This window comes from Paraburkholderia sp. J67 (assembly GCF_905220265.1).
GTDB lineage: Bacteria > Pseudomonadota > Gammaproteobacteria > Burkholderiales > Burkholderiaceae > Paraburkholderia.
Window position 1 is genome coordinate 20,481 of record NZ_CAJMZK010000016.1, and the last position, 22,725, is coordinate 43,205.

The 22,725-nt window shown below is 56.7% G+C and carries 22 protein-coding genes and 1 pseudogene; 12 read left to right on the forward strand and 11 right to left on the reverse strand.

Translation table 11 applies throughout. The features are described from left to right. The first annotated feature begins 170 nt into the window (after positions 1-170). Complete coding sequence (locus U5782_RS25210) at positions 171-2,153, forward strand: sigma-54-dependent Fis family transcriptional regulator (protein ID WP_322046614.1); 1,983 nt, start codon at positions 171-173, stop codon at positions 2,151-2,153. A 155-nt stretch (positions 2,154-2,308) separates the two neighbouring features. Beyond that, positions 2,309-2,638 (forward strand): 2Fe-2S iron-sulfur cluster-binding protein, encoded by a 330-nt coding sequence (locus U5782_RS25215; RefSeq protein WP_322046615.1) that lies wholly within the window; start codon positions 2,309-2,311, stop codon positions 2,636-2,638. 92 nt (positions 2,639-2,730) lie between these two features. On the opposite strand, the gene U5782_RS25220 is transcribed toward U5782_RS25215, so the two are convergent. Continuing rightward, positions 2,731-3,018, reverse strand: coding sequence for a DUF4148 domain-containing protein (locus tag U5782_RS25220; RefSeq protein ID WP_322046616.1), 288 nt, complete (start codon positions 3,016-3,018; stop codon positions 2,731-2,733). A gap of 481 nt (positions 3,019-3,499) precedes the next feature. Further along, positions 3,500-3,772, reverse strand: coding sequence for a helix-turn-helix transcriptional regulator (locus tag U5782_RS25225; RefSeq protein ID WP_322046617.1), 273 nt, complete (start codon positions 3,770-3,772; stop codon positions 3,500-3,502). Positions 3,773-3,868: 96 nt separating this feature from the next. Here U5782_RS25225 and U5782_RS25230 point away from each other — a divergent pair, with 96 nt between their 5' ends. The 4 genes from U5782_RS25230 to U5782_RS25245 all read left to right on the forward strand — a co-directional run bounded on the left by U5782_RS25230 (position 3,869) and on the right by U5782_RS25245 (position 9,958). Next, positions 3,869-4,876, forward strand: a complete 1,008-nt coding sequence (locus tag U5782_RS25230) for an AAA family ATPase (protein ID WP_322046618.1) — start codon at positions 3,869-3,871, stop codon at positions 4,874-4,876. A gap of 61 nt (positions 4,877-4,937) precedes the next feature. After that, entirely contained in the window at positions 4,938-7,466 is a 2,529-nt protein-coding gene (locus U5782_RS25235) for a S8 family peptidase (RefSeq protein ID WP_322046619.1), read from the forward strand. 128 nt (positions 7,467-7,594) lie between these two features. Beyond that, entirely contained in the window at positions 7,595-8,959 is a 1,365-nt protein-coding gene (locus U5782_RS25240) for an ATP-binding protein (protein ID WP_322046620.1), read from the forward strand. Between the two features lie 657 nt (positions 8,960-9,616). Continuing rightward, positions 9,617-9,958: an H-NS family nucleoid-associated regulatory protein gene (locus U5782_RS25245; protein ID WP_322046621.1), complete on the forward strand. Its 342-nt coding sequence runs from the start codon at positions 9,617-9,619 to the stop codon at positions 9,956-9,958. 196 nt (positions 9,959-10,154) lie between these two features. On the opposite strand, the gene U5782_RS25250 is transcribed toward U5782_RS25245, so the two are convergent. From U5782_RS25250 to U5782_RS25265, 4 genes are all read right to left on the reverse strand, one after another. Then, a complete protein-coding gene (locus U5782_RS25250) occupies positions 10,155-11,018 on the reverse strand; it encodes a hypothetical protein (RefSeq protein WP_322046622.1) in 864 nt (287 codons plus the stop codon). 97 nt (positions 11,019-11,115) lie between these two features. Further along, on the reverse strand, positions 11,116-11,478 hold the full coding sequence (locus U5782_RS25255; protein WP_322046623.1) for a J domain-containing protein: 363 nt from the start codon (positions 11,476-11,478) through the stop codon (positions 11,116-11,118). Next, on the reverse strand, positions 11,475-12,218 hold the full coding sequence (locus U5782_RS25260) for a hypothetical protein (RefSeq protein WP_322046624.1): 744 nt from the start codon (positions 12,216-12,218) through the stop codon (positions 11,475-11,477). The genes U5782_RS25255 and U5782_RS25260 overlap by 4 nt, the downstream gene beginning before the upstream one ends. After that, positions 12,215-13,081: a DUF2167 domain-containing protein gene (locus U5782_RS25265; protein WP_322046625.1), complete on the reverse strand. Its 867-nt coding sequence runs from the start codon at positions 13,079-13,081 to the stop codon at positions 12,215-12,217. Before U5782_RS25265 ends, U5782_RS25260 begins: the two co-directional genes overlap by 4 nt. Positions 13,082-13,352: 271 nt before the next feature. Between U5782_RS25265 and U5782_RS25270 the strand changes: the two genes are divergently transcribed. Beyond that, complete coding sequence (locus tag U5782_RS25270) at positions 13,353-13,751, forward strand: helix-turn-helix domain-containing protein (RefSeq protein ID WP_322046626.1); 399 nt, start codon at positions 13,353-13,355, stop codon at positions 13,749-13,751. A gap of 225 nt (positions 13,752-13,976) precedes the next feature. Then, positions 13,977-14,180 carry a cold-shock protein gene (locus U5782_RS25275; protein WP_322046627.1) on the forward strand — a complete coding sequence of 68 codons (204 nt, stop codon included), beginning with the start codon at positions 13,977-13,979 and terminating at the stop codon, positions 14,178-14,180. 671 nt (positions 14,181-14,851) lie between these two features. Here the strand turns inward: U5782_RS25275 and U5782_RS25280 are convergent. Further along, positions 14,852-15,808: a nuclease-related domain-containing protein gene (locus U5782_RS25280; RefSeq protein WP_322046628.1), complete on the reverse strand. Its 957-nt coding sequence runs from the start codon at positions 15,806-15,808 to the stop codon at positions 14,852-14,854. A gap of 265 nt (positions 15,809-16,073) precedes the next feature. Between U5782_RS25280 and U5782_RS25285 the strand changes: the two genes are divergently transcribed. Both U5782_RS25285 and U5782_RS25290 read left to right on the forward strand, forming a co-directional pair. After that, on the forward strand, positions 16,074-16,508 hold the full coding sequence (locus U5782_RS25285; RefSeq protein WP_322046629.1) for a hypothetical protein: 435 nt from the start codon (positions 16,074-16,076) through the stop codon (positions 16,506-16,508). Positions 16,509-16,562: 54 nt separating this feature from the next. Next, entirely contained in the window at positions 16,563-16,997 is a 435-nt protein-coding gene (locus U5782_RS25290; protein ID WP_322046630.1) for a hypothetical protein, read from the forward strand. Positions 16,998-17,068: 71 nt separating this feature from the next. Here the strand turns inward: U5782_RS25290 and U5782_RS25295 are convergent. Both U5782_RS25295 and U5782_RS25300 read right to left on the reverse strand, forming a co-directional pair. Further along, a pseudogene (locus U5782_RS25295) lies at positions 17,069-17,650 on the reverse strand (PAAR domain-containing protein); the annotation flags it as partial. 48 nt (positions 17,651-17,698) lie between these two features. Continuing rightward, positions 17,699-18,097, reverse strand: coding sequence for a hypothetical protein (locus tag U5782_RS25300; RefSeq protein WP_322046632.1), 399 nt, complete (start codon positions 18,095-18,097; stop codon positions 17,699-17,701). A 577-nt stretch (positions 18,098-18,674) separates the two neighbouring features. Between U5782_RS25300 and U5782_RS25305 the strand changes: the two genes are divergently transcribed. Then, positions 18,675-18,983 carry a hypothetical protein gene (locus U5782_RS25305; protein WP_322046633.1) on the forward strand — a complete coding sequence of 103 codons (309 nt, stop codon included), beginning with the start codon at positions 18,675-18,677 and terminating at the stop codon, positions 18,981-18,983. Positions 18,984-19,022: 39 nt separating this feature from the next. Here U5782_RS25305 and U5782_RS25310 read toward each other — a convergent pair whose 3' ends face one another. Next, on the reverse strand, positions 19,023-19,913 hold the full coding sequence (locus U5782_RS25310; protein WP_322046634.1) for a LysR family transcriptional regulator: 891 nt from the start codon (positions 19,911-19,913) through the stop codon (positions 19,023-19,025). A 102-nt stretch (positions 19,914-20,015) separates the two neighbouring features. Between U5782_RS25310 and U5782_RS25315 the strand changes: the two genes are divergently transcribed. After that, complete coding sequence (locus tag U5782_RS25315) at positions 20,016-21,119, forward strand: NADH:flavin oxidoreductase (protein WP_322046635.1); 1,104 nt, start codon at positions 20,016-20,018, stop codon at positions 21,117-21,119. Here the strand turns inward: U5782_RS25315 and U5782_RS25320 are convergent. Then, positions 21,076-21,849, reverse strand: a complete 774-nt coding sequence (locus U5782_RS25320) for an alpha/beta hydrolase (protein ID WP_322046636.1) — start codon at positions 21,847-21,849, stop codon at positions 21,076-21,078. The genes U5782_RS25315 and U5782_RS25320 overlap by 44 nt on opposite strands. Positions 21,850-22,725: the final 876 nt, after the last annotated feature.

Sequence of the window (22,725 nt, forward strand, 5' to 3'; positions counted from 1 at the left end):
AGTTGCCCGAATGCAGCGCGCGCCTGGCTTCCTGTACCATGATCCGACACCTGCGAGGGACGAGTCGCGAGTTCGCCATGCTGCAACGCAGCGGCAAACCGCACGCCTGCAAGCAGATACGAGCAGCCGGCGCGCGAATCTGCGCCAGCCGGCCCGAACCGGAGACACGTGTGACCCGACGCCCTTCCGTCACCGTCAAGGCACCCGACGCGGCCCGTGCGGACGCCATCGCGCAGGCGCATGCCCGTTCGCGCGCTCTCGGCCTGCGCGCCTCGGCGACGCCCGAATTCGACGCACTCGCGGCCACCGACCTGCGCGAGCTGATCGACGCGAACCGCACGCTCTACCATCAGGCGCGGCCGGTGATGGACGCGCTGCACGCGCAGATCGTCGATACCGAAAGCATGGTCCTCCTCACCGACCGCAACGGCGTGATCCTGCACAGCCTGGGCGACACCGATTTCGTCGAGAAGGCGCGCCGCGTGGCGCTGCGTCCCGGCGTTTCGTGGGCCGAGCGCGACCGCGGCACCAATGCGATCGGCACCGCGCTCGTCGAGGGGCAGCCCACCACCATCCACGCTGGCGAACACTTCCTGCGCGCCAATCACATCCTCACCTGCTCGTGCGCGCCGATCGCCGATCCGTGGGGCCGCCCACTCGGCGCGCTCGACGTGAGCGGCGAATCGCACGGCTTTCACAAGCACACGCTCGCGCTCGTGCGCATGTCCGCGCAGATGATCGAGAACCATCTGTTCAACACCGAATTCGCCGATGCCGTGCGCCTGCAATTTCACGCGCGCGCGGAGTTTATCGGTACGCTCTACGAAGGACTCGCGGCGTTCGCACCCGATGGCACGCTGCTGTGCGCGAACCGCAGCGCGCTGTTCCAGTTCGGCGCGCCGCTCGCGACCTTGCAGCAGCGCGGTTTCGATGCGCTGTTCGGCGTGCCGTTCGCGGCCTTCATGCAACGGCTCATGCAGGCACAGGCGAATCCCGGCTCGCCGTTCACCCTCACGCTGCCGAGCGGCGTGCGCGTGGTCGCGCGCGCCACGCCAGGCGCGGTCGTGACGGGTGCGCAGGCGGCGTGGCCCGCACCTGCGTCAGCGCCAAAGGCAACGGAACGCAGCGAGCGCAAAAGCCCGCGCGAGAGCGCGTCGGCCAACTGGCAGCCGACGCTCGCCGATCTCGACACCGGCGACGCGCGCGTGAGCGCCGTGCTGGAGCGCGTCGCGCGTGTGCGTGGGCGCGACATCCCCGTGCTCGTGCTGGGCCGCACCGGCACCGGCAAGGAATGGCTCGCGCGCGCGCTGCACCAGGATTCGCCGCGCCGCGATGCACCCTTCATCGCACTCAACTGCGCAGCGCTGCCCGACTCCCTGATCGAAGCCGAATTGTTCGGTTATGAAGACGGCGCGTTCACGGGCGCCAAGCGGCGCGGCAGCCCCGGCAAGATTCAGCAGGCGCACGGCGGCACGCTCTTTCTCGACGAGATCGGCGATATGCCGCTCGCGCAGCAGGTCAGACTCATGCGCGTGCTACAGGAACGCGCGGTGATGCCGCTTGGCGGCGCGCGCGCCGTGCCGGTCGATTTGCGTATCGTGTGTGCGACGCACCGCGATCTGCGCGCGATGATCGCCGAAGGCACGTTCCGCGAAGACCTCTATTACCGCATCAACGGGCTCGCCGTGACGCTGCCGCCGCTGGCCGCGCGCACCGACCTGGATGCGCTCGTCGAGCGCGTGCTGGCGCTGGTGCGGCGCGAGATTCCGGACGCGCCCATGCGCATCGCTCCCGCGGTGCGCGCCTGCTTCATGCGTTGCCGCTGGCCCGGCAATCTGCGTCAGTTGGCCAACGTATTGCGCACCGCGGCAATCATGGCCGAAGGCGAAGATGCCATCGAACTGGCGCATCTGCCCGAGGATCTGATGCAGGACTGCGAGAATGCCGACGTCGAGGGCGACATCGACGCGACGCCGGAACTCGCCGCCGCTGCAACGTCGCTCGCGCAAGACACTTCGCCCGCGCGCCTCGCCGACTGGCAGGCGCGTCTGATCGACGACACGCTCACGCGCCACGGCGGCAATGTTTCGGCGGCCGCCCGCGAGCTGGGCCTCGCGCGCAATACGGTGTATCGGCATCTGCGGCGGCGATGAACGGCACGGCGCGAGCGTCGCCAGGTTAAGCTTCGCGGCGACGCTTCACTGACCTTGCCGCCCATGCCGTTTGCCCATAATCCGTTGCGCTGCCACTGCCTCTTCACCAGGCGGCTGGCCCATGCGCGCGCAACAACGCGAAGCGCCACGCGCACATGACAACCGACGCACCCGATCATCTCCCCGAAGACGCGGGCTCCAGCGTGCCCATCGTGCGCGTGGAACCGCTCGGCCGCAGCTTCGAGGCGCCGCCCGAACTCACGCTGCTCGAAGCCGCCGCATTCGCCGGCATCCGCCTGCCGCGGCTATGCCGTAACGGCACCTGCCGCACCTGTCTGTGCCGCGTCGTGAGCGGTGAAACCCGCTTCACAATCGAATGGCCAGGCCTCTCGCGCGAAGAAAAAGCAGAAGGGTACGTGCTGACCTGCGTGGCCGTCGCGCGCACGGATCTCGTGCTCGACGTGCCCGACGCGGAGTTGTCCTGACGCGGAAAACACCAAGGCCCGCGATCAGGGATCGCGGGCCTTGGTGGTGCGAGGACGGGCGTTCGACGCCCGCCCTGGAGCCTGCAGGGTGCTTATTGACCGCCGAAGTACACCGACTGCGGACCCTTGCGGGCGGCTTCGGACACGAAGCCGGCGCCAGCCGCCGACGTGCTGCTCACGCCGCCGTAGGCGCTGTCACCCTGAGTGACGGCCGCGCCTGCGCCTGCTGCGCTGACGTTCTGGTTACGACTCGATTGCTGGAATTCGACGAGTTGGGCACGCACCTGGTCACGCGTGAGACCCTGGTCGGACTGGGCGAAAGCGGCCAGCGGCGCGGCGCAAACGGTGGCGATGACAACGGCTTGAACGAGCGACTTCATGATGGTGACCTCCGGAATTGTTGGAATCGCCAGCCATGCAGCATCGCGATGCGCATGTGTGGCGTTGACTGAATTTTAGGCAAGCCCTTCATCCGGATATATGCCGAAGTCGGCGAATTCCAGTTGCGGATTTCGCAATAATCGCCGGCGTAGCAACTTCGAATAGTTTCACTTAAACGCCCCCGCGGAAGTTTCACTTAAGGCTTTGTAACCTCCCGCTCAACCAAGCTCAGTAAGGCTTAAGTGAAACTATTCAATCTGCCCCTCGCGCGCCTCAGAGCTCGGAATTTGTTGTGATTTTTCCCTCCGATTTCGCCTCTCGCGCGCCCCCTCGCGCACCCTCCTACCAGCCTTAAATCGCGCCCCATTTTTCGTCTAATCGCACCCTAAAATTCCTCGCTCCTCCCCTCCCGCGTCCGCCGTACTTTTGCAGAAACCTGGTTGATATCCCTCAAATACTGTATATATATACAGCATTCGTTCATCGTCGCGCCAAGCCCTCGAGGAGCGTCACTGTCCGCCTCGCGTTATCGAGCGCCCCTTCGATGCCGACTTCGGCGCTGCCGGGGTCGCTAAGTGTCTCGGCAAGCCTAGCCAGGCAGTAATTGATGAGCGAAACCGGCGCGCCCAGTTTTTCGTTCTCGTACCGCGAAAGTGTTGATTTGCTGACACCCGTGGCCTTAGCGAAGTCTGCTTGCGTATTGGTTCCGCGGGCCCAGCGGAGAAGCTCGCCCTGAGTTCGAGGTGGAAACATATGTCAAAAAATGCGTTAGTCGCAACAAAGTTGCCATAGTAGCAACTTTACGGCGGCTCGAAGTCTATACTTCGCTTTAAGACTTTTGAGGTTCAAATGGCCCGTTCAGACCAACTAAAAGCACTACTGCGCGCCTATGCTGGTGATAACCACGAGCATTTCTTCGCGGTGGCTATGCAGATGGCAGCGGATGAGGCGCATCGAGGGCACACCAAATTGGCGGCTGAGTTGCGCGACCTTGTCGACGCGGCGAAAGCTGGCAAGCCTGCTCTTAAAATCGGGGCACGAAGCAAGGCTTCTGCTCGCCCCATCCCTCTTGCCCAGCCGAAAGGCGAACTGTCCGAGCTGCTCACCGTGCAGTATCCAGAGGAGCACCTGCAACACATGGTGCTATCTGATGCTGTGCGGCAAAAACTCGACCGTGTCCTGCGCGAGCAACGACACCACGAGCAGTTGCGTCTTCACGGATTGAGCCCGCGGAGAAAGCTTCTTCTTGTGGGGCCGCCCGGAACGGGCAAGACCATGACGGCCGCGGCACTTGCTGGCGAGCTTCGCCTGCCGCTGTTCACTGCGCGGTTTGACAGCCTGATTACGAAGTTTATGGGTGAGAGCGCGTCTAAGCTGCGCCTCGTGTTTGAAGCGCTGAAAACCACGCGCGGCGTTTATTTCTTCGACGAGTTTGACTCGTTAGGCTTGCAGCGCGGCAGCCAGCATGACGTCGCAGAAATGCGCCGTACGCTGAACATGTTCCTACAGCTCATTGAGCAGGACACGTCCGACAGTCTGCTGATTGCGGCAACCAATCACGGAAAGGATTTGGATACGGCGTTGTTCCGCCGGTTCGACGACGTCATCAAGTACGACGCACCTGATGAGATTCAGATTGAAGCGTTGCTGAAAAACAGCCTCGGCACTTTTGTTACGTCGGAAATCAACTTTACAGCCCTTGCCAAAATTGCCCGAGGCGAGTCCCACGCCGATATTGTCAAGGCCTGCCTAGACTCTCTGAAAGACGCGATTATGGAAGGCGAGAAAGTGGTCAGCCACAATAGCGTAGCCCGCCATCTGGAAGAACGTACCCAAGGACGAGATTTAAGGTCGTAAATTACGGTAAAAACTGCTGTAGACTCTCAAGCTAATAAAACTAAACGCAGAACTTGAGAGCATGGCAGACGAACTGAAAGGTCACCTGTCTATCAACGGGCACGTGACAACGACCGAATTTCGTTCACCACTGACTGTTCATCGCGAGAAGGCACCACAAAGAGACCGGGGAGCACATGCGCGCCGGCTTCTTGGCCAGCTAAAAGCGCTGACGGACAGCATCGTTGACCTGGAACAAGCACGACGCGAATTGGGCCTCCCAGAGCGAAGGGGGATGACCATAGCGTTGGAATTCAAGCCTCGCGGTGCGTACGACTACACAAAGGTCGAGTGGAAACGCGAAGGTATTGAATTAGCCGCGGTTCACGAACATCCAGCCCATGATGTCGCGGTGCTTTACGTTCCCGACGGCAAATTAGCGGCTTTTGTGAAGCGCGTCACGGAGTACATGCGCGAAAACAATCCACAAGGAACGGGACCCAAACATGCTTCCCTTGTGAACGCGATTGAGAACATTCGCCGCGCTGCGTTCTCGGAATTGTGGAGCGATACGGCGAAGCCACCAGAAGACAATCGACCACGCTGGTTTCAAATTTGGCTGCGCCATACATCCGGTCAAATCAACGAACTGGTTGAAGAGTTCACAGCGCACGCAAAGCAGGTCGACATCGAGGTCGAACCTGGATATGTGAGATTCCCCGGGCGCGTTGTAGTAGCGGCGTACGGCACGCGCGAGAAGCTTGAGCTGACAGCTGAATTGCTGGACCTCGTTGCTGAAATTAGGCTTGTAGAGCCGAATGCAGAGTTTTACCTCAGCGACCTCACGCCGGCAGAGAGGGCGGAATGGGTCAATGAACTGCTCGACCGGACTACATACGTCGTTGGAGACGAGCCTCACGTATGCATATTGGATACCGGCGTAAATCTGGGGCATCCCCTTCTTGAACCCTCTCTGCATGTCGATGACGCACACACATATGACCCGGGCTGGGGCGAGCACGACCACGATGGCCACGGTAGCGAAATGGCCGGGATTGCGCTCTTCGGTGACCTCACTACCGCGCTGAACTCAGAAAATGAAATTGAGATTCCCCACCGGCTCGAATCAGTAAAGATTCTCCCGCCGCAGGGGAGCACTCCGCCGCACCTTTGGGGCTCTGTCACAAGCGAAGCCGTAAGTCGGGTAGAAGTCGACAACCCTGAGCGGAACCGGCTGTTCGCAATGATGACGACGTCAGTTGGCCATCTGGAAGGAAATCCATCAGAATGGTCAGCCTCAATTGACCAACTGGCCTTCGGAAAGCCGCCAATCGATGTCACGTCCATTGACGAAGCGGATGACACACCATGGATTCCTCGACTGTTCGTGCTGTCGGCAGGCAACGTACAGTGGACAGAGTGGACAGAATATCCCCGAAAGAATTTCCAGAGTCCGGTCCAGAACCCTGGACAATCGTGGAATGCGCTCACCGTTGGCGCTGCAACCAACCTTACTCATATCGACAGGCGCAAGCACCGGAGTCTTGAACCGATTGCGGAATCGGGTCAGCTTTCCCCAGCGTCTACCACATCAATTCTATGGGCAAAGTCGCAGTGGCCGTTTAAACCCGACGTGGTCGCGGAGGGTGGCAACGGCTCTCTCGACGATGGTGCCTTTCCCACTGTGGGGCCCGAGTCACTTCGCGTGCTTACCACCTCGAATGACCCCACCGGCGAACTCCTCGCGGCCTCTGGTGACACCAGCGGCGCTGCGGCCGAAGCAGCGCGCATTTGTGCGCACCTGCAGGCCCGCTACCCCTCCTACTGGCCGGAAACGATTCGGGCTTTGATTGTGCACGGCGCCGAATATACCGACGCAATGTACGCGACACTGCCCGAGCCCGCGCGCAAGAAAGAGAAAGAAGAACTCTTGCGGACTTACGGCTACGGCATGGTGATGCACGCCCAGTCCGAATATTCCACTGCTCATCGCCCGACGCTCGTTGTAGAGCGCGAATTCAAGCCGTACCGGAAAAGCGACGCTGGCGGCATCGTTCTCGGTGACATGCAACTCCATGACCTTCCCTGGCCCGCCGACGAGCTTGAACGCTTGGGCGGTGCCCGGGTTGAAATGCGGGTAACGCTTTCATACTTCGTCGAACCCAACCCAAGCTCCCGCGGCTGGCAGAGCAAATTCCGCTATCAGTCCTACGCATTGCGCTTCGCCGTGAGAGGTGCCTCTGAGGAGGAAGACCATTTCATGCGCCGAATCAATAAGCTTGAGCGGGATGAAGATGAGGATGCAGACTATGGCGACCCCGACAAGGACCAGTGGCGTTACGGCGCCCAGTTACGCACGCGTGGCTCACTGCATTCAGACACATGGTCAGGTACCGCCGCTCAGCTTGCTGCAAAAGCTCAGATTGCTGTGTTCCCGGTAGGCGGCTGGTGGAAGGACTGGAAGGAACTGCACCAATGGGACGAGACAGCGCGATACGCCCTACTCATCTCGCTTCGTGTGAGCGAAGACATCGATGCTGATATCTACACGCCCATCGCGACCATCATCGAACAAGACCTCGAAATCGACGTCGATACGAGTGATTTATAACGCGAACTTTCTTGAATGGACGCGGGATAGTGCATTCACTACCCCGCAGAAGCCTTCCATAAAGCTTTGCTTAAGTTATTTTTGCATCACCTGCAAATAGACCCGAAATCTGATAAGTTGGACAACCTGTGATTCTCGATTACCAATGCTCATTGGGGCACTACAAGTTAGTTGCCTCACGTCCTCGTCGCCCGAAAGGTGAGAACACATTCACTGTCATTGTTGGCAAGAATGGAACGGGAAAGAGCCGATTACTGAGAAGCATTGTTCAGTATCTTTTGCGACAAAGTGATAGAGATACGTTCGTAGTCGGCGACCGTGATAGGTTTGATTTGACGTCCAGCATTAATACGCTCATCGACTTCGAAAAGGTTATCTGCGTCTCCAGCAGCCCCTTCGACAGATTTCCGCTACCACGGCGTTCATCTGTTACCGAAGAGTACAACTATCTCGGAATTCGCGGTCTTTCCAGCACGAATCTCAGCTACGCCTATCTTTCGAAGACAGTTGCAACTCTGGTCGAATCGGCGGTGAAACACCGAGAGCGAACGCACGCTATTGCGGATGTGCTCGGGTATCTTGGTTACAAGCCTAAGATTACAATTGTGCTTCAAACGCTCCCCCTCTCGTTGCTGAAGGACCTTGCCTCGCACAGCAACCCACATGAAGTCTTGCACGCTAGGTTGACCGGCACACCAACAATTTTTGGGAGCGAAAGTGCCAATGCTATAAGGAGAATGTTGGGATTCCAGTCTTCTTTCATTAGAAAGATAGCGGAAAAACTCGTGAAACTCCCTCGCAACGCTCAGCTTCGAACAGCTCACATAACCATAGAACCTGGCGACTTGCTTATTCAATCTGCAGTCGAATTGAATGAGGGACCAGAGATACTCACTTATCTCGATTCTGGATTTTTGCGCCTAAAAGATGTAACTTTTCAGAAACATGGAAGTTCAGAAAATATCAAAATTAATGATGCAAGCTCTGGGGAACAGTCTGTGGTATTGAGCTTGCTCGGCATCGCCAGCCAGATTCGAGACAAGTCTGCCGTGTGCATCGACGAGCCAGAGCTATGTTTGCATCCTGAATGGCAAGAAAAATACATTCATCTCTTGCACAGTACATTTCGCCATGTCAAGGATTGTCATTTTTTGATTGCAACTCATTCACCTCAAATCGTTGCTCAGTTGCCGAGCGATAATTGCCACGTGATGTCGATGGAGACACGCGTCGCGACTACTGCAGCACGCTATTCGCGCAGGTCCATCGACTATCAGCTTGCCGAAGTGTTTGGGGCACCAGGCTATCGTAACGAGTATCTCAGTCGCACTGCGCTAAGCCTCTTTTCATCCGTCTCCAAGAACCGAGCCTTTGACTCCGAATCACTCGTCACACTCAAATCTCTCGAAGAAAAGATTGATTTACTGAACTTGGATGACCCTGTGCGTGACCTCATCCTTGCCTTGCAAGACCTCCGAATTCGCTATGAGTGATATTACTGAGCCCGTCATCTTCAGGGAGGAGCATCAAGCACTCATAGAGACGCGGATGAGTGTCCCTGGATATTCTCATGGCGACTGGAGCCATGCCGACCTTGAGCCGCTGCGCAGCTACGTTCGAGCACACTATCGGAAACAGCAAAGAGGGATTTGCGCGTTTTGTAGAGAACCCGTGTCACTCTACTCGGCCGAGAACTGTCAAGTCGAACATATCGCACCGAAGTCGCTGCATTTGCGATTCATGTTCGAACCCAAAAACTTGTGTGTTATATGCGCCGACTGCAATTTCATAAAACGGAATCAGGAGGTTACCGTAGAGGTACCTGATACGGTAGCGAAATCACGTGGACGACAACGGTATCCTCGAGCATCAAAGAGCTTCCTAATCGTTCACCCTCATTTCGACCGCTACGACGAGCACATTGTAGTCTACCGTGGTTTCTACTTTGACCGGACCGACAAGGGACACTTCACAATTGGAGCTTGCAAGCTGAATAGACGGCTTCGGCAGTTTGGATGGGACGAAGAAGCTATCGAAAATCCCGACTTGTTTGCAGCAGCAAAGCTATTACTAGAGGCAAAAGACCGGCCCGCTAAACTTGCCGCCCTTCAGGCTCTTAGGGAAGCGTGCCTACCCTAACTCAAAGCGAGATGGATGAAAGAAAACGCGACAGCATTGTCGCGTACCTGCAGCGCAGGATGAACGAATTTGGAATCACGCCGGAAGCGATTGCTGCGTCAGTCGCCGCGGACCAGCAGCGCCTCCTCGCGGTGAAGTATCGCGACGCCTTCGACAACAGCTGGGATGGCAAGGGCGCCGCCCTGCAGTGGGTCATTCAGGCGACCAGCGCCGGGCAATCCCTTGAGCACTTCTCGGTTCGCCAGGCGGGTGTCGCGCCGGCAAGTAAGCAATCCGGCGTCGATTGGCGCAATGACCCGTTCGCGGGTAGCCGTCTAGCGGCCATCAAGCCCGAGCATCAACAGGCTGCTTAAGGCCGGTGCTGCATACCCGATGCAGCAATGTTCCGTTAGTTAGTCGCCAACTGGCAACTATCGCGCAAGAGCACCATCGCACAATTAAAAGACAGCACTCTCACGCCTATCGCTTGCTGACGCGCACCCGCGCCTGCTGACTGAAGATGGTCATGATGACAAAGACGCAAACACGTCGAAGAGCGCGTCGGTGCGATTAGGATTTCATTTTCACATTATTTGACGTACTTTTCTCAGGAATTTTCCAACTCAGTTTTGGATATTTTTTCGCTGACACGTTGTTAAATTCTGGATTCGTCTGGAGAAACTCTTGGAGCAGTGCGGAGATGTGAGCGATGTCCGTCATGTCTGCGCATGGCCAAATGAATTTTTCGTTGCCCAACGCAAAGAGCCCTTTGAATGGCACTGAAACCAGCTTGCCACCACTTTCACTGCCCTCCCCTCCGCCACTCTTGCCTTCAGTTTCGATTTCTATAACGGCGTTCTGATAGTTCTCGACTAGATACTCTAGGTAGTGAGCCATTTGGCTCAAAGACAAACCATATTCAGCCCCACCCGAGTAAAGCAGCGATACAATGTCCGGGCCTGAATCCGACAACCTGTACGAGGCATTCTCCATGCTCTGAACAGCCGTAACGTACGGGGTCGTCTTGATTGTCGTGACCTTGACGGGAAGTGTCCATTTTTCATTCTCTTGCTTGCGTTCAGAGGCGGAAAATGCAAAATGGTGCCCCGCCCTCGAGTCATTTTCGAAATGTGACTTGGCGGTCCCATCCGTCGACTCACCAACTTTTTTCATCACCCTGGCCAGCGCTTTCTCGAACTCAGTGCCTCCTTCAGCCGCTGTGCTCTTGAATTCGAAAAGGAACAGACGGTCTTCGACGCTGAGAATTGCGTCGCCGAGGGCAGACTCTGCATTGCCTTCAAATACTGCTAGTCCTTGAGGAGCAGGGTGTTTCATTTCCATGGCTTTGTGCCATTGCAGGTCTCGAAGCGCAAGCAACATCGAGTTTTCCCAAAGCCCCCGGAAATGGGTTATCGATTTTTCGCACACGTCCATGTTCTATCCAATTGAAGTTGACGCAGATACATTATGCTCATCGTATAACGGAAGAAAAAACAACCCACAGCAAGATTCTTGAGAGTGCATCGGCGTTTTATCGCCCAGGAAAGCGCTCGAGCAAATCGAATGCACGGTTGATTTCCTTCGACTTAGCCTCAGCAAGTTCACGGAATTCGGGTGCCAGACTACTGACCTTATCTGGATGGTATTGCGACATCCGTTGACGGTAGGCGGCCCGCAATTGCTCGGTCGTGAACGGCCGAGTCAACTGGAGCACACTACATGCTTCTTCGATTGGGTCGACATCTGCCGGCTCCGACTGCGGATTGAATTCAGCTCCTTTCCCTGTATCGCGAGATGCAGTCGATGGCGCCGGCTTCTTCTGGAACTGTTCAACTATCGCTCCTACGACCCAAAATCCGATGAGCGCGGCAATAACGAGAATCGCGATTTTCATTCCAGATATCCCGCGAGGCGTGCATCTACTAGTGTCCTGAGATTTGCGAGGAAATGCAGCTTATCGGCGTCATCCGTCATGTCGACAACGTCATTGATATGCATCAGCAGACTGTGCAAATCCTCTGAAGCTAACACCACTTCGGACCGAAGGACGTCCACGAGCGGGACCGATAAGTTATAGCGTTCACTGAGCTTTCGACAAAGGTGCCCTCCGTACGGCAAGCAAAATAACGGCTCCAAAAGCGACTTCCATTGCCCGCGCAGACGCTCCCGGTCTCCGTGGTTTGCGGCGAACCACAGCACGACTACACCCAGCGAATAGAGAACGTACGCAATTGCAGCCAAAGCGAGGAACGTGATGTCTGCGCCTCGCAACATAACCCATGCGGGGATGACGAGAACGACAATGGCTGTCACCGCAAATAGAAAGGGCCGTGCCCCGCGCATCGGTCGGGCGAGTTGTTGAGCGGACGCAGCAAGTTCAGCCATGGCCCCATCACGGCTTTCTGCCAGCAGTTCTACTTCGGCCATGGGCCAGAATACGTGTATCGGCGAAACCACCATCGCGAGGCGCCGACCAAACGCTGCTCGCCAGGATGGGAAGCGCAATCGGGTCTTACCTGGCCCAAGATACGCCACCCCACTTCCTGGAGTCTTCAGTACCAATAGCCCACTCGCGAAGAAGAGCCAAATTGCAATCACGAGCAGGCGGTTGTAATCACCGAGGAATGTACTCACGCGCGGCGCCGCTTGAAAAGAGATTTCAAGCCGGCGAGCACAGCTACCACGCCCGCAGCAACGACCTTCCATCCAGCAGCGAGAATGCCGAGAATCCATTTCCACGCGCCGGTCTTGATTGCAGCAGCAGCGGCGCCACCGACAATCAATCCCGTCAGCCCATACTCAGCAATTTTGTCGCCATCACGAAACTCTGCGTATTGCTGGTCCGGATTGAAGGCAAATCCATCGAGCTGGGCCTTCAATTCAGCAACTGACTGGTCGAGCTTGTCCGGGTCTGTCACCAGAATTACCGTTGCCACTCCCGTTCTCGACAGGACTTTCGTGGTGTAGTTGACAACTTTCTCGCCATTGCTTTCGTTGAGGGTCGCCCACGAAAGCCGCCTCGTGTCAGGCTCGTAGTGAGGTTCAATCTGCCAACCTATTAGATGCAGCTCCGGCCAACCACGCTTGCGGCGTTCTTCGTTCGATAATTCTCCGCTCTTCTTCAGTTCTTCAAGGATTGCTGAAGGGTCGATTTTCTCATCGTCTTTGACGTGCCCCGTGTTGTCGTAGCTGATGACCGAGAACCACCGCTCCATCCCATCGGGTGCGTATAACCAGGTGTCTTCTACCCCTGGGTTCTGCATCTTCTCCATCAAGCGCGTCGTGTCAGCGGGGTCAAGAGACACATAACCTTTACCGACCTTCCAAGCCCCCACGGACGCAATTTGCTGAACGTAGGGACCGTAGTGCGGGTCTTTTACAACAGTCTCATCTGCTTGCGCCGCTGACAATACTATCGCTGCTGCTGCGGCCACCAGCGCGCGACGACCGAATCGTGCACGCGTAGCTTTCTGAGATGCGTTAACTGGTCTCTTCATCGCCCTCTCCCCTTTAATATTCTCAAACTTTTTATCAGGCAAACTTAAATAGAATCATCTTGAATCTATACATTTTTATCTTTTCAGACAAATGACGACATGCTGCCGTATGCGCAATGAATGTCGTCAACTGAAGAATCGCAGATAAAACGGAGTATGCACGAAACGCAATGGGCCGAAAAAGCACTGGATGGCCACTTTATGCGTGGTGGGTTAATATTGAATTAACAATGGTCTTGGACTGACCCCCTACTTCCCGCGGGTGAGCATCATGCCGAATGAAGGAAAAATTGCGACGCCATCAGTTGCCGATGCATTGGCACTCGCACATGAGCGGATGGAAGAATTATTCAAGGGTTTGGGAGCCAGTCTGCCCGCCGAGGTTCAACGGGAGGTCACCAACGGCGTGGAGGCAATACTCGTTGAAGTTCTGAGCCGATATACCGACTGGCAGCGAGTTGCTGGTGAATTCATGTCCATCGCTGAAGCAGCGACACTACTCTTCGTCTCTCGACCACACGTGATGAAACTGGTGGAACGAGGGCAATTGAAGCTTCACCATAAAACGGGGAACAATTGTTTTTTGACGAAGACATCAGTGCTCGAATATCACGCCGCTCGCCAAGATGCAGCAAAGGCCTATAACGCTTCGTCACTTCACGAAGAATGAGCCTGACTGACCGTTACGCTACTACTAGTAGCTTGCGCCCTTTGCATCACGAACGGGGGCGCTGTTCTCGCCCTGCATACCGAGGCGATACGCGGGCATAACTTGGTCGCGTGTGAGTCTTGACGATTGCTTCCGAGGCCTGGATTCGCTAGATTCCGCTATGCAGCATCTTTAGGGTTGGCGATAGCTTGGCCAACCGCCTCAGTCTCCAGGAGCATGCAGAAAATGGCAACAGGTACCGTGAAGTGGTTCAATGACGCAAAAGGCTTTGGCTTCATCACTCCAGATGACGGTGGCGAGGACCTCTTCGCTCACTTCTCCGAAGTGCAAGGGAAGGGATTCAAGTCGCTCCAGGAAGGCCAGAAAGTCACCTTTGAGGTGAAACAGGGTCCGAAGGGCAAGCAAGCTGCGAATATCCAGCCGGTATAACAAGTGCGTCAGCTCGACGCTGCGCATCGCCTAGTCGGCGCAGGAGAGCGCCGGCTTTAGTTCGAGAAGGGCTGCGTACCCAACTGATGAGCGCAGCCCGAACAGTGGGTCAGCTGGGGTGTCACCTGCGCTTCTGCCACGTGATTGGCCCGATTCTCTGCAACTCCTCCATCAAGCGCCGCCGCAGCCTGCCCAACGACCTGCGCGCGTCTGCAACCGTCGCGTGCTCTTTCTGCAAGTACCAGTAGCCCTCAGCGGCCATTGCCTCCAACTCCGATATTGCGTAGCGGCCGCACTGAACTTCGAGCGCGAGACGCCGGACGTCTTGCTCTGGGTGCTGCTTCCAGATATGTCGTAGCTCCGCGTCTAGTGGGGTGAAGAACGGCGGCAACCCGTAGCGCCGCCGTTCTGTACGCATGCGGCGCTCGCGGCGCCACGGCAGGTCGGGCGCCGGCGGGTCAACACCGGGTCCTGCGGCATGCATCCGGTCACGCTTCGTATGGTCGAGCCGATACACGCACATCTCGTAGGCGTACCAATCCCCTCGGGCCTCCTCGTCCGTCAACCAGATAGGCGTTGGCACGAAGCACGCCTTGACCTCGTCCCAAACCGCCCCTCGCCCATTGCCAATTGATAACGCATTCGGGCGAGCCAATCGGTGCACCCGCACTCTAGATTGACGCACGCCCGGTGATGGACTCATCTTGCGCACGTGTTTTAGCAGAATTGGCGCGCTCTTTGTGACGGCGTCGAGCTTCCGCAGAGCCATCGACCTTCGACAGTAACGCATTGCAAAGGGCTGCTGAATCGAGGGTACGCGTGCTGAATTTACGGTCAAACGCGGCTATCACTGCGGGCAAATTCTCCGGCGTGACCACGTTCGAGATGCCACCATCTATGGTCACCTCATTGTCGGACGTGATAACGACAATGGGAATGGGCGCAACACCAGGAGCCACAAACCGTTCGAACTGCTTGCACGTGTTCTTCACTTGCAGCAATGCGTTTCGCATACTGGACTCGCCGTGGCGGCTTTGAACTCTCCATACCGGGGCGTCTGCATTTACAAACACGGTTCCACTCTTGTACTTGGTCTCGAGCATAAAGACGTTTCGCTCAGTTATCAGTACATGGTCCATCTCCATCGAGAACTCCGACGATGTGCCTTTGTTCACGACAACGAGAAGGTTGTGGAAGTCCCGCCCCTTTGTAGCTCTCGCGATTTTCGAGACGAAGCCTTTCACTTTTCGTTCAGCTTTATACCCGGCGCCTAGCGCTTGACCGTCTGGCGATTCGCAATATCTTGTGACGCTTGCAACCAACTCAAGAGAAAACGACGCAGCGTATAGGACAATCCAGATTGAAATGAGTCGCGAGATGTGTGCGCCGTCGCGGATGAACGCAAAGAATGACAGCGTCAGTATCAGCACGAACATCAAGTACAGGAACGTCAACAGGGTGAGAAGTTTTTGCACCGAAGACACTATGCTACCGAGCCAGCGCCAATGAGGCACCAGTCCCTCCATAATCGCACGGCCTTTCTCGCCGCCTGCAACCACGCGTGTGCCTTTGACAACTGGCCAGCAAATCAAAGAGATAGAACGATATAAACCTTCAAACGAACTCATACTGCTCCTCTGTGCTTGATAGTTGTGCTCGCGTAACCTGCGCCTAGCAAGCCACCAGCTCATTTTTTTGAGCTCGCCGCGGCGGCGTTACATCCCATTAGAGCCTATCGAAATAACGGCAATCGCAATCGTATCTTTAGGAAACTACCGACCGACTGCCTCAACCGCTTGTGCTGTCGTACCAATGAATCGAACAGGCACGCTGATTTGGCGTCTCAGCCTTTCGAGGGCAAAATGCAAACGTGACTACTTCCACCCTATAGACATGAGAAAGAGCAATGTGAAACGTGCTGTCGCGGCCGCCGCGGTCCTGCTGAATATCTGCGCCTGCGCGCATGCAGAGCCATCTAAATTTCGGTGTTCCGCGGTAAAAAACACGGTACACCACAGCCTTGATGTCAGTGTCGACGGGGACAAGTTGACAGACTGGAGCTACTTCGCCGCCACGCCAGCAGGCGATTCCTCGCTGACCTGCTCTCTCGACTCCACGGACGGTAAGGAAACGAGTGCCTCAGCTGGCGTACAGACCTACGTGACCGACGCGGGCAACGTCACCGTAACGAAAAAGGGTAAGTCTTTCGTCTTCGACTTTTCCAAAACGCGCATAACCGACGTATGCGGGCAGTCCTCCGCCATGGCAAAGCACATCACTATTACCCCCGGTTCAAAGCACTGCACGAACGTTGCGAATGCGACCTGAAGTCCGGTTGGTGGTGCAAGGGCTCCTGATGGAGAGAATCGAAGCAATGTTGAAATGAGCACGCAAGCCATGAAAAATACAACTTCAGCTTTTTTGCTGTTCGCGAGCCTCTGCTCCGCTGCCGCACATGCCGAGCCCAAAGATTACTCTTGCGAAGTGGTCAAGAATACAGTGGAACATAGTCTTGACGTCACCCTCGACGGAGATAGACTGACTGAGTGGACCTACGCCGCCGCGACGCCCGGCGGCGACAATTCAACGACATGTTTGGTCGACTCCGCGCATGGGAAAGAGACCGATTCTCCGAGTCTGCAGTCATACATAACCCCTGCGGGGGAAATAACGGTCACAAAAAAGGGTAAATCCTTCGTTTTCGATTTTTCGCACCTTCGCATCACTGACGTATGTGGTCAGTCCTCCGCAATGGCAAAACACATCACTATTACGCCCGGCGCGAAGCGGTGCACAAACGTGGCGAACGCAACCTGAACCTCCACACACTGAACTTGGAATTCGGCTGCGAACAGACCCGGTTCGCAGCGCCAAAGCGCAACGGATATCTAACATTCACGGCACTTTGCAAGTGCTACAAAGCAATTGTCGTACGCCGCCAAGCTTCTCAGGAAGCCTTCGGCGAATGTCGTTTTGACAGCGTCTTGGGACTCAAAGCTCATAAGCTTGCATGCGGAGCCTGACGGATTGCCAAAGCGAACAGTGTTCTCGTGGTCAAAGTAGCCACTGGCGGTCGACACGTCGTCGAAGTGGGCAACGCAGCGCATACCGTAAAGCCGCCCCTGGTCCGTCACGTTGAATTCGATGTACGTGGGTTGCTGGTCGTGCGGAAGCTTCTCTCGGCTAGTGGAATACCCCATTCTTGCGAGCGCATCGGACTCCAACGTCATAACCATGTCGGACTGCGATGCTATGAGCTTTGGAGGCGGGCCGCATTTGCACAGGCACACGTCATTTTCCAGCGCGACCTGCTTGCCACTGCAAAACGTCATCGGCATGTAGGGCATCAAGTTTGCAATTTTGCCAGTCGAGTTACAGGCGGGGCAACTCACCTCTGCACCCACGTAGGCGAGCGGTTTTCTGCCGCTCATCATCGTCGCGTCGCCTGTCACCACCACACCATCCTTCGTATTTTTTCGCCCTCTACAATCATCTTTCTACGCATTTCCCGCCTCCGTTCAATCGACCAGACCGGTAGCCTGCACGGCCAATAGTTCGGGTTCGAGAGAGCGCCAAAAGTCACGCGCCAGACTTTTGCACTGCGAGCGCCAGAAATTATTGCCGATGCGATAAATAAGCGATGCGCTTCTGCGAGCCAACATACGGCTTACCAACTCGACAACTTCATCTGGGTCCCACATCAACCATACCTCTGGCGCAGGTGTCATCACCGCACCACTCAAGGCCGGTGCAACTTCATCAAACAGGGCCTCTTTGAGCATGTCCATTGACATGCTGGAGCAATGCCGGACGAGTTGCTCGGCTACGTAGCGGTAGTCGACAACGTTGTCGACATACATGAGCGCCATGGTACACCAGCACTCCTGACGCACCTCCTCGCTTACCGTATCTGCCATTTCATAAATTCCTCAAGCTCTTCTTGATACAGGTCGTTAGCTTGCTCCGCCGCCATAGAACCAGCCATACTTCAGAGCAGCACCAGTGCGAACGCACATACCGGGGCTCCCGGACCGCATAAGCTTGCGACAGCTGCATCGGCAAGCAGTCCACCGAACAGCGAACCGCCTCGCACAGCCTGACCTGTAGCTGCATGGACCGGCCAGTTAGGCGAGTGATTCTCCGCCACTGAAATGGGCTTGCGACCGTCTACCGCCTAACCGATAGCTGCAGACACGAGCCCCAGGCAGTTCTGTTCGGCCTACCCTCGCGAGGGACACGCATCAACTCACTGTTCAATTCGCGCGGTGTGGACCACGTGTAACTTCCTCTCTAAAGAACGCCAGAAAGTCACGCACTAGACTTCTTAGGTGCAAGCACCAAAGATAGTTGCATAGCTACGGCGCATCGACACCCCGATTAATAGAATTTCGCGCCGGGCCGTGTCCCGCAGCCGAATTTGTTTGACCACTGGACACCAGACCAGGAAGCCGTTAGCCTGAAAGTGTTTCGCGACCCGACGTTAAGGAGCTACACATGCAAGTGAGCACCGACACCCTGGTTGAAATGCTGCGCGAAGTCGAGGCCGAGGACCCCATAGACTATGCGGACTTACCGTTTGGCGAGGAAGAACTCAGGCGCCTCGTGATGAGTGCGCTCGTGGAACGGCACCACGTCGTCGAAGAGGGCATGCCGGCCTCCGATATCCATGCCCTGTATCTTCTCAGCACCGCGAAGCTAGTTTTGGAAAATACCGTTCTGCACGCGCGACTGCTCTTACTGCAAGGACAGCGCGTGGACGTTCAATCGCTTCTCGCACCGTTCACGCTAAAGGGTCGCAGGTAGTCCGTATCTCCGCGCTATAGCCGCTACTTATCACGGCAGTTACGCCCCTCCCTGCATATCTGTGAGCGACCGCTCCAGTGCATCCAGAAAAACCCGAATGCGTTGGGGAACGTATTTGCGCGTGGGCAGTAGCGCCCAAATGGAGAGTTCTTGTGGCTGCACGTCGCTCAGGCCTATTGAAACAAGCGTGCCGTCGCTGAGTTCGCGCTGGATGTCCCAGACGGTCAGTAGCGCAATACCGAGGCCTTGGACACAGGCAGTCCGTACGCCTTCAACACTACTGCACACAAATCGCCCGTCGACACGAACCGACCGTTCCTGCTTGCCATCGACGAACGGCCAATACGGCATATTTGAAAGCGCAAGACATTCGTGCTCGGTTAAATCTGACAGCAACTGCGGTGCCCTGTGTTCCGCGAGATAGCTTGGAGACGCGCAAAGCACCCGCGGATTAACAGCGAGCGGACGTGCGACGAGTTCAGAGTCACGCAGCGGTGCGATACGGATGGCTACGTCGATGCCTGCACTGTTCAGGTCAATGACCTCGTCGCTCATCAGCAACTCGATGCGAAGCTCAGGATGCCCGCGCATCAAGCTGGGTATCAGCGGCATGATGCCGAGGCGCCCAAACGCCGCCGGAGCTGTCACGCGAAGACGCCCCTGCGCACTGCGGCCGGTCGGAGCGAGGATACCGCGTGCCTCTTCGGCCGCGTCGAGCATGGTCCGTGCAAGAGGCAGAAAATCTTCGCCCTCTGGGGTCAATGAGGCGGCACGCGTCGTCCTGTGCATCAACCTCGCACCCAGCTCTTGTTCGAGTGACGCCAGCTTCCGGGAGGCCGCCATCGCTGTGATGCCGAGCTGCCGGGCGGCGCTAGCCAGACTCCCGCCTGCCTGGGCGGCAACAAAGACAGCAATGTCGTCGATATTCATAATGTAACGAAATTCGTTATACAGGCGCATCATAACCAGAGATATACGCCGGTTACACCCGTGATTATATTGACAATCGTTAAACACGATTGTGAGCCTACGATGGAACCGGATATCTCAACGCTTTTCCAGCAAACCAGCATCAGCAGCCTGCCTCTGGCCAACCGCCTGGCTGTGGCCCCGATGACGCGGGTGACCGCGACGTCCAACGGCGTGCCAACCGAGAAGATGGCGCGGTACTACAGTCGCTTCGCGCGCGGTGGTTTCGGCCTCGTCATTACCGAGGGCAGTTTCATCGACGATGCATGGTCGCAGACTTATGCCTATCAGCCGGGACTGGCGAATTCCGGGCAGGCGGAGGGCTGGCAGCAGGTAGTCGCTGCAGTCCACTCGGCGGGCACCAAGGTGATTGCGCAAATCCAGCACGCTGGCGCGCTATCGCAAGGCAACGCGTATCGGAATGGCACCATCGCGCCTTCTGCGGTCCGCCCGAAAGGTGAGCAAATGAAGTTCTATCGCGGAGAGGGGCAATACCCTGTCCCGCGCGAAATGTCGGATGAGGAAATAGCGGACGTCATCGAGAGCTTCGGTTCTGCAGCGTTGCGAGCGGTCAATAACGCTGGATTTGACGGCGTCGAGATTCACGGCGCAAACGGGTACTTGCTCGACCAGTTCATCACCGACTATACGAACCTCCGTACAGACCGCTGGGGAGGCGACATTGCAGCGCGAATGGGCGTCGTCGTCGAGGTGACGAAACGCGTGCGAGCAACGCTCGGCGATGGCGTGCCAGTTGGCGTGCGTATCTCACAGGGCAAGGTGAACGACTTCTTTCACAAGTGGCCTGAGCGTGAACAAGCGGCAGAGGTCATCTTTGGAAGCCTGGTCGACGCAGGCATGAGCTATATCCACGTCACCGAATACGAGGCCTGGAAGCCCGCGTTTGGCGGAGCGGGTATGTCACTCGCAGCCCTCGCACGCCGACTTGCGCCGGGCGTCTCCGTGATTGCAAACGGAAGCCTGCATGACGCAGCGCGCGCGGTTGATTTAGCGTCGACGGACGCCGACGTTATCGCCTTGGGTCGTGGCGCGCTATCCAACCCCGATTGGCCGCAAAAGTTGCGCGGAAATCATGCGATGGAGCCGTTTGCGCCGGAAATGCTCACACCGCTTGCCGACCTGAAGCAATACGAGTTCGTCGCGTAACCTCCTCGCCGACCCCACGCATTATCTCGGCAAATGCGAGAGCATCCTCGGCACAACTCGTATGTCCCGTCGCCAGGACATGCAGTGACGCCCCTTGGATGCCTCCAGCCAGCTCTTGTGCGTGCGCCAAGCTTCTCGCGACGTCATGTTGACCGTGCACGACGGCAACGGGCACGTCCGGAAGCTCGCCCAGTAACGGAAGCAGGTCGATTTCCATTTGGCTCTGGATTGCTTCCGCGACCGAGTGACTCTGCAGGCGCGCAGGGTATTCGCGAATCTCATCCAGCAACCGCTCGTCAGGCGTGGTGTGGAAACACCGACCGACGAATGCGTCCCACATCGGCTCGCCCCACTCCGCCTTTATGCGCCTGACGATGGCGCCGGCGTCTCCATGGCCCTTCGTGTTTGCACCGCTGTTCGATAGTACGAGGCCCTTCACAGCCACGCCCTCGCGCTGCGCTCCCGCTAGCGCCGTCAAAATTGCGAGCGGCGTACCTAGCGAGTGCCCGACAAGGATTACGTCGCCTTCGCCGGCAATCGCGTCAACGATACGATTCGCGATGGAATACAGGTCGAATGCACCTTCGTCCTCGAGCCATGCGAGTGCCTTGGCATTGAGACCCGAGGCTGCAGCACTTTGTGCATAGACGAGCGGACTACACATTGCACCCGGCAAACAAAACAACGTCGGGAATCGCGAATCACCGGTGGCAAGTGGAACGATGCGCATAGTTTGAAAATTCTCCGCCGTCAGTCGCGGTCACGATATCGGATTTGCGTGATATTCGCGCTGAGAACGGCAAGACGTAGGAATAGTGCAGCGCATTCGGGGGATTCTCGGGTCATCAACACACTGCAGAAGCGGACGCTTTTGCCCCGCTTCTCCTTGACGACTATGCTTATCAGGAAAGGCAGTCGAGGCACTCGCATGCAGCCAACGCCAACTGCCGTTCAACCGATGCAGAATCAATGCGCTCTCACACATCTCCCTCTGGTAGGCAGCCGCGCAGCGGCCCCTGAGAAGATACTCGATTGAGCGATGCCGGTTATTCCCGAGAGAGCAACTTTCGAGACATGCTTTGCGCGGAATAACCAGATATGTACGCCAAGGGCATGAAAAACCCCATCCTAAAGTAAACATATTTTTCTTTAGGTTTAAGCGTAGATTTTCTTGATTGAGCATAGGGTCCCTAGAGGCTAACGCCTCGAACCTTCCGCCATGACAGCTCCGCCAGACTATTTCGGGTCCCGCGCCTCTAGCTTCGCCAGCGCGTCCGTTTTCTCAGGACCCATCCCCGTAGTACGGATTTCCCCAGCGCGCTACCGGTCACACCTCGTCCGCGCTAGCGGTCACTCACCGGAGCCCTTCATTCGGTTGGGGCGGCTCTAACGTCGGTCGCGGTGTGCGCAGTCGACGTGTGACAAGAACATTTATAACACCCCAAACAGACTTGCGAAGCCAGCTCCCTATGTGATTTTGAATTTAGAGGAAATCATAGAAAAAATGCCTCTATTTACTGATGGATATTTAAATCACATCAGCCCTATCAAATCCCCACGAGTTCAAAGGTTTTTGTATAGAGATATTCGAGTCCGATTCGCAACA

What these genes read in the sequence shown, in the direction of transcription:
- U5782_RS25310 (WP_322046634.1), bottom strand. Translation starts at nt 19,913, where the DNA reads ATGAATATCGACGACATTGCTGTCTTTGTTGCCGCCCAGGCAGGCGGG.
- U5782_RS25265 (WP_322046625.1), bottom strand. Translation starts at nt 13,081, where the DNA reads ATGAAGAGACCAGTTAACGCATCTCAGAAAGCTACGCGTGCACGATTC.
- U5782_RS25255 (WP_322046623.1), bottom strand. Translation starts at nt 11,478, where the DNA reads ATGAAAATCGCGATTCTCGTTATTGCCGCGCTCATCGGATTTTGGGTC.
- U5782_RS25280 (WP_322046628.1), bottom strand. Translation starts at nt 15,808, where the DNA reads ATGAGTTCGTTTGAAGGTTTATATCGTTCTATCTCTTTGATTTGCTGG.
- U5782_RS25245 (WP_322046621.1), top strand. Translation starts at nt 9,617, where the DNA reads ATGGATGAAAGAAAACGCGACAGCATTGTCGCGTACCTGCAGCGCAGG.
- U5782_RS25235 (WP_322046619.1), top strand. Translation starts at nt 4,938, where the DNA reads ATGGCAGACGAACTGAAAGGTCACCTGTCTATCAACGGGCACGTGACA.
- U5782_RS25300 (WP_322046632.1), bottom strand. Translation starts at nt 18,097, where the DNA reads ATGGCAGATACGGTAAGCGAGGAGGTGCGTCAGGAGTGCTGGTGTACC.
- U5782_RS25250 (WP_322046622.1), bottom strand. Translation starts at nt 11,018, where the DNA reads ATGGACGTGTGCGAAAAATCGATAACCCATTTCCGGGGGCTTTGGGAA.
- U5782_RS25215 (WP_322046615.1), top strand. Translation starts at nt 2,309, where the DNA reads ATGACAACCGACGCACCCGATCATCTCCCCGAAGACGCGGGCTCCAGC.
- U5782_RS25290 (WP_322046630.1), top strand. Translation starts at nt 16,563, where the DNA reads ATGAGCACGCAAGCCATGAAAAATACAACTTCAGCTTTTTTGCTGTTC.
- U5782_RS25220 (WP_322046616.1), bottom strand. Translation starts at nt 3,018, where the DNA reads ATGAAGTCGCTCGTTCAAGCCGTTGTCATCGCCACCGTTTGCGCCGCG.
- U5782_RS25270 (WP_322046626.1), top strand. Translation starts at nt 13,353, where the DNA reads ATGCCGAATGAAGGAAAAATTGCGACGCCATCAGTTGCCGATGCATTG.
- U5782_RS25320 (WP_322046636.1), bottom strand. Translation starts at nt 21,849, where the DNA reads ATGCGCATCGTTCCACTTGCCACCGGTGATTCGCGATTCCCGACGTTG.
- U5782_RS25275 (WP_322046627.1), top strand. Translation starts at nt 13,977, where the DNA reads ATGGCAACAGGTACCGTGAAGTGGTTCAATGACGCAAAAGGCTTTGGC.
- U5782_RS25315 (WP_322046635.1), top strand. Translation starts at nt 20,016, where the DNA reads ATGGAACCGGATATCTCAACGCTTTTCCAGCAAACCAGCATCAGCAGC.
- U5782_RS25225 (WP_322046617.1), bottom strand. Translation starts at nt 3,772, where the DNA reads ATGTTTCCACCTCGAACTCAGGGCGAGCTTCTCCGCTGGGCCCGCGGA.
- U5782_RS25285 (WP_322046629.1), top strand. Translation starts at nt 16,074, where the DNA reads ATGAGAAAGAGCAATGTGAAACGTGCTGTCGCGGCCGCCGCGGTCCTG.
- U5782_RS25305 (WP_322046633.1), top strand. Translation starts at nt 18,675, where the DNA reads ATGCAAGTGAGCACCGACACCCTGGTTGAAATGCTGCGCGAAGTCGAG.
- U5782_RS25230 (WP_322046618.1), top strand. Translation starts at nt 3,869, where the DNA reads ATGGCCCGTTCAGACCAACTAAAAGCACTACTGCGCGCCTATGCTGGT.